General features: G+C 54.8%; 4 protein-coding genes. All 4 read right to left on the reverse strand.

The features are described from left to right. On the reverse strand, positions 1 to 276 hold a 276-nt coding region (locus SMC7_RS00520), incomplete at its 3' end, for a M55 family metallopeptidase (protein WP_207798669.1). Further along, a complete protein-coding gene (locus SMC7_RS00525) occupies positions 273 to 1,379 on the reverse strand; it encodes a mandelate racemase/muconate lactonizing enzyme family protein (RefSeq protein WP_119088435.1) in 1,107 nt (368 codons plus the stop codon). The genes SMC7_RS00525 and SMC7_RS00520, both read right to left, overlap by 4 nt. After that, positions 1,376 to 2,158, reverse strand: a complete 783-nt coding sequence (locus SMC7_RS00530; RefSeq protein ID WP_165845019.1) for a serine hydrolase — start codon at positions 2,156 to 2,158, stop codon at positions 1,376 to 1,378. The genes SMC7_RS00525 and SMC7_RS00530 overlap by 4 nt, the downstream gene beginning before the upstream one ends. Positions 2,159 to 2,558: 400 nt before the next feature. Next, on the reverse strand, positions 2,559 to 5,069 hold a 2,511-nt coding region (locus tag SMC7_RS00535; RefSeq protein ID WP_243620260.1), incomplete at its 5' end, for an exonuclease domain-containing protein.

The raw sequence follows: 5,069 nt of genomic DNA on the forward strand, positions 1-5,069 counted from the left end.
ATCCACACCCTGCATCATAGACAAGGGCTTCGCTGAACCAGTGATGTACTCGATGCGAGGATCCAGCTTCTCTGGAAGCAGATTCGTCATGTCCCAGTGGGAATCGTTCACAAGAACAGAAGTGGCGCCAGCATCGAATGCGCCTTGCCCAGCCGCATTTACCTCCTCCGTGATCTGTTCTCGGGCAAACGCATAGAACGGGCCGGTGGGGGATGACTGTTTCTCCGTGACGATACCGTCCACTCCTTCCATATCACACGAAATGTAGATGTTCATTGCAGAGCCTCCTCATTGGCAAAACGATTACTATACTCATCGTTGAGCTCCACTCCCAGACCAGGGCGATCAGAAACCGTCAGCTGGTCTCCTTGTATCTCGATGCCACCGGTTGCTGGCTGGAATGCAAGATCTACGCCTCCGTCAAGATCGACATGCGTGACGACTGGAGATCCCAATGCTACGTGTGCTCCTGCTGCAATACCGACCGGAGTTTCTGTCATGCACCCAATCATACACGGGATACCTGCAGCTCGTGCGATGGCCAGAATGTCGAGTGCGCGGGAAATACCTCCAACCTTCTGTAGTTTGACGTTCAGCATGGAACATGCGTGAGAACGAACTAATGCCAGCGCATCCTCTGGTGTGTGGACAGCTTCATCGGCTGTTATCGGAATAGGGCTGCGGTCACTTACCCATTGCAGGGACTCCGTGTCTTCAGCAGGAACAGGTTGCTCGGCAAAATCGATTCCTGCTCCGGTCAGCGCTTGCAGCACACGCAGAGCTCCTTCACGGTCATATCCCTGGTTTGCGTCGACATGCAGCGGGAACGTGGGCCCTACTGCTGCACGAACCGCATGGACGCGTTTGACATCAAGATTGGGATCTAACCCGAGCTTGAGCTTGATCTCGGCATACATGCCACTTGCTTTGATGCTCACTGCTTCTGCCACTGTTTCAGCAAGGTCTTTGATGCCTATTGTCATTTCATTTGGAATAGCTTGTCGATATCCTCCGATGAGATCGCGGATGGGGAGCTCCGCGCTCTTGCCGGCAAGATCCCACAGGGCGATGTCATAGGCAGCCAGTGCGGCCGCGGCAACGTGTCTCCAGGGTTCGAGTTTCTCGAGGATTGCCTCACGTGTGAGTGGGTTGGAACCCCGGACTAGGGGAGCCATAGCCTGGCAAGCTTGAGCTGTGCCCTCCAGTGTCTCGTGGCAGACTTCGAAATTGGGAGCTGCTTCTCCCAGCCCGGTAAGGCCGGTATCGGTAACAAGTTGCAACAGAAATCCGTTGTAGACTGTTCGTGTCGCATATGCGACCTTGAGTTCTTTGACCCGGGGAATGCTCACTGAAAGACATTTTATGGCAACGATTCTCATACGTATTTCTCCTTTCCGCTTGTATAGGCAATTGCAGCGACTTTCCCAAGAATAATTGCTCCTTCGCCATTATTGGCCAGTTGTGTCGCCATAAGACAGAGGATGAGGGGATCCCTGGCACCATAGACAAGTCCGACATCGAGGACCGATCCGGGAAACCCGCCAGTCTTGTGTTCGGCACGTATTCCTTCTGGCAAGAATAACATCATGATGTCCGCAAATTGCTGGTGGCTGAGAATTGTCTTCATTGTGGCGGACGCTTTCGAGCTGACCAATTCGTTGCAGGCAAGTAATTTGAAGAAACGTCCCATATCTGCTGGAGACGTTGTATTATCGATGTCTTGCTGAATCGATTCGGTATCCATCATAAAACGACGTAACCTTGTATTGGTCATCCCGATGTCCACTGCCAGCTGATTGACGGCATCCATTCCTGTGAGGCGGATGAGCACATTTGTGGCCTTATTGTCACTTGAGCAGATCATGAAATGAAGAAGATCCATAAGGTCAGGGCGATAATCGGAACTCAGGAACTCGAGGATGCCGCATCCACCTGTTGGAGCTGTCGGGAGGACAGGATGTTCGGTAAGGGCGTGAGTTCCTGCTTCAACCTGTCGAAGAAGCTCGGCCATGATGAGTACCTTGATGGTGCTTGCCGACGGAAATATGCTGGAAGTCTGATACTCGAATAAAGAAACTGAGGGTGTTGCGGCATAGACACCAAATTCTCCCTGAGCATTGCCGAGCAGTGCACGTACTTGTTTCTGCCAGTCTTGCATACTTTCTCCTTGCATAACAATCTACCATATACTACAACATCATTTCATCTCTCTTCCTGCCTATGCTATAGCGCGCTGGATTTATTTGCAAGAGCTCTGTGCTCAGCTTCAGAAAGCAAACTTTACTTCGATATGCTTTTGAGTAGCACGCAGCGAGCATTTACCTGTGCAGATGTCAATTGGTGTGCAGCATGCGGAAGTACTGCTCATACTCAAGCACATTCATCACTGCATAACGCGAACACGTACAGACGGGACTCACCGTCTGTACGTGGGTGTTTCTCTGGGAGGCTGTATCAGTACTTGCGTTTCGAATTCCTGAGATGCAGGTCAGGCTGGCGAAGCTGAGGAAGCTGTCGGACGCCGAGGTGCGGTCCTTCTGCGAGGGGTGAAGAACGCTTCAGAGAGTCTGGTTGCGTATCCAGCGGTCGAGATGCTGCAAGAGGCTCTCCTGGCTCTCCATCGGCAGGAACAGCGATGGCGTGGGCAGGACAGTCCGGATACGATCTGCGTAGGCTGAACTGAAGCTCCGGTTGTCCAGCATGAAGACGCTTCGCAGCGTGTGCGGATCCATCTGGTGCAGTGTGTATTGGAGCAGGGTCAGCGCATAGGGAAGGTCGAACTGCCGGAAGGGATCGCCCCGCTTTTCTTTGAGCGCTTGTTTGAGGCGCGTCACCGTTGGAAGGAACGAGTTGGGAAACTGCAGCTTGGTGACAAACAGAAACTTCGCCGAGACGATGTCGCCGAAGCTCAGGTAGTCGAACGGGATGAGCAGAATGGCTCTATTCTGGCCGGAAAACTGTTCCAGCAGTTGCGTGCGTGTGTGCCCATTTTTGGGGAGCAACAGGCTGTATTCGGCCAGTCCAGGCTCGCGCGCAAGAAACGACTGCATCCGGCGCAGTGTCTCGAGAGAGTTCGAAGCGACCATTGCTTTTCCTGGGAAGCGCCTCATAGCTTCGGCAATGAGACGGGCACCTTCTTTTTCGAATCCGGACTCATTCGGCTTCGGCAGGTGCAGTGTCACGAACGTAGGGACACGAGGGCCGTCCGGCTCATGGTCGACAATAACGGCTGCGGGTTCGGGATCCATGAGGCCGAATGTCTCGGGGAGGAATTGCTGGTCACCAGCAGGACAAACGCTCGTCCCGACCAGAAAGAACTGCGCGTCGGTGTTGCACGCCCGAATCCGCGAGGAAAGCACTGTCCTGGTACTCGCTATCATAATTTCCGGACCCTGACGTTCCATCCATACGGCATAGGCAGGGTTATCTGCATTGTCCAGAACAGAAGCAAGGTCTCGACACTGCGTGTAGTATGTCACTCGCGTCGTTGCGGGCAGTGTCTTCCCTACATTCGCGAAGGCCTTGACCATTGCCTCGGCAGTGGATCTGAGGGCCGCAAACTCGCCGGCAGACCAGAGCGTTTCGCCGATTGCGATGCGTCCTCGGACGCCGGCGTTCTCCTGATGGGTCACACGCAGGTAGAGTCCCTCGAGAAGAGTCCCTGCGCGTGCAGCAAGGTCGGCCACAATGGTGAGACCTGGAACTTCACTTCGCTCGCCTGCAATACCGGCGATAATACGCAGCGTGGTCGAGGTAATCTTCACCTCAGGCACATCGAGCACGTCGCTCATGAGTTTCTCAGTCTCGGGCGAAGAGACCAGGACCGGTGTTGACTCGCCAAGTTCGTGGAATACGTGTGGTGCCTCGGCGAGGTCGGTTACGTGGAGGTGGGCAACGCGCGCACGGGCCAGCGATTCCCGGACGGGACACACATCATGAAACGGGCATGTCGGTTCGAGCTGGCAGTGAGCTGCCGATATGTGGTTCACAAGACGGGATTTCTTCAGGAACAGCGGCATGCCCGGGATGAAGACTGAGCGTGTCTCCCATTCATAGACGATGAGAGCTGAGAGCTCAAAGCCGAATTCGCGACGCATGGTGGGGCTGTGGGTCGCTTCATCGAGCAGCATGAGGCAGACAAGGTTGTTGGGGCTTTCCTGCGATATCCAGAGCGGTCGCGCATCTCCGGGACTTGCATCCTCCAGGAGTGGCTCAATGGCTGCAGGCGCTCGCAGCAGTACGGCGCCGGGGCGGGCCGATGCCTGGACGTCCCCGAGGTACCGGGTTCGAAGTGATTGAGGTTCACACTGCAGGAGGACATCGCGGCCGGAAGCCAGCAACGCCATCTCTGGAGAGGCCACGTCGCTGGCGACGCCCGGTTTCAGAGCTTTCAGATGCGGCAGATGGGAATCATCGAGGTCCGTCAGAACAGCTTCCAGGCCCGCCATCTCAGATGGCTGGACCGTCGCTCTGGTATCGCCGGTGTCCAGCAGCCCCAAGTCTGCCACAACTGGATAGAGAAACTGGATTCGCTGCACAATGGAATCAGGGAGTGCAGACTGCGCAATCTTGTCTTTCAGTTTTCGATAGAAGCGAAATAAGGAGAGACTGTCTCCAAGAGCTCTGTGAGCTTCTTCCTTCTTGATTTCGAGCGAGTCGACCAATGCGACGAGACTATGACTCTGCAGGTTCGGGAAGAAAATGCGTGCGAGTTCCAGCGTGTCAAACACGGCATTCGCGAGATGACCGTGCAGCGCTCTGCGCAGGAAACCTTCATCAAAGCCGGAGTTGTGCGCCAGCAATAGACTGCCACCCGCAAACTGCAGGAACTGGTCGACAACCTGATCCACGGGTTCTGCCGCTTCGAGGTCAAGAGGAGTTATCCCTGTGAGTGCAGAGATGAATTCGGGCAGACGCGCCCCTTCCTTCAGGCGGCAGAACTGCTCAAATCGTTCAACCTCCTTGCCTCCGCGTACCTTGACGGCACCAATCTCGATGATTTGATCGGAAGCCTGATCGAGGCCTGTTGTTTCCAGATCGAAGAAGACGAGTTCCTGTTCGTTTTTCAA

The sequence above is a fragment of the Candidatus Cryosericum terrychapinii genome, from assembly GCF_003570925.1.
Taxonomy (GTDB): Bacteria; Caldisericota; Caldisericia; order Cryosericales; family Cryosericaceae; genus Cryosericum; species Cryosericum terrychapinii.

Excerpts from the sequence above, each read along its gene's own strand:
- SMC7_RS00525 (WP_119088435.1), bottom strand. The coding sequence starts at position 1,379 with ATGAGAATCGTTGCCATAAAATGTCTTTCAGTGAGCATTCCCCGGGTC.
- SMC7_RS00530 (WP_165845019.1), bottom strand. The coding sequence starts at position 2,158 with ATGCAAGACTGGCAGAAACAAGTACGTGCACTGCTCGGCAATGCTCAG.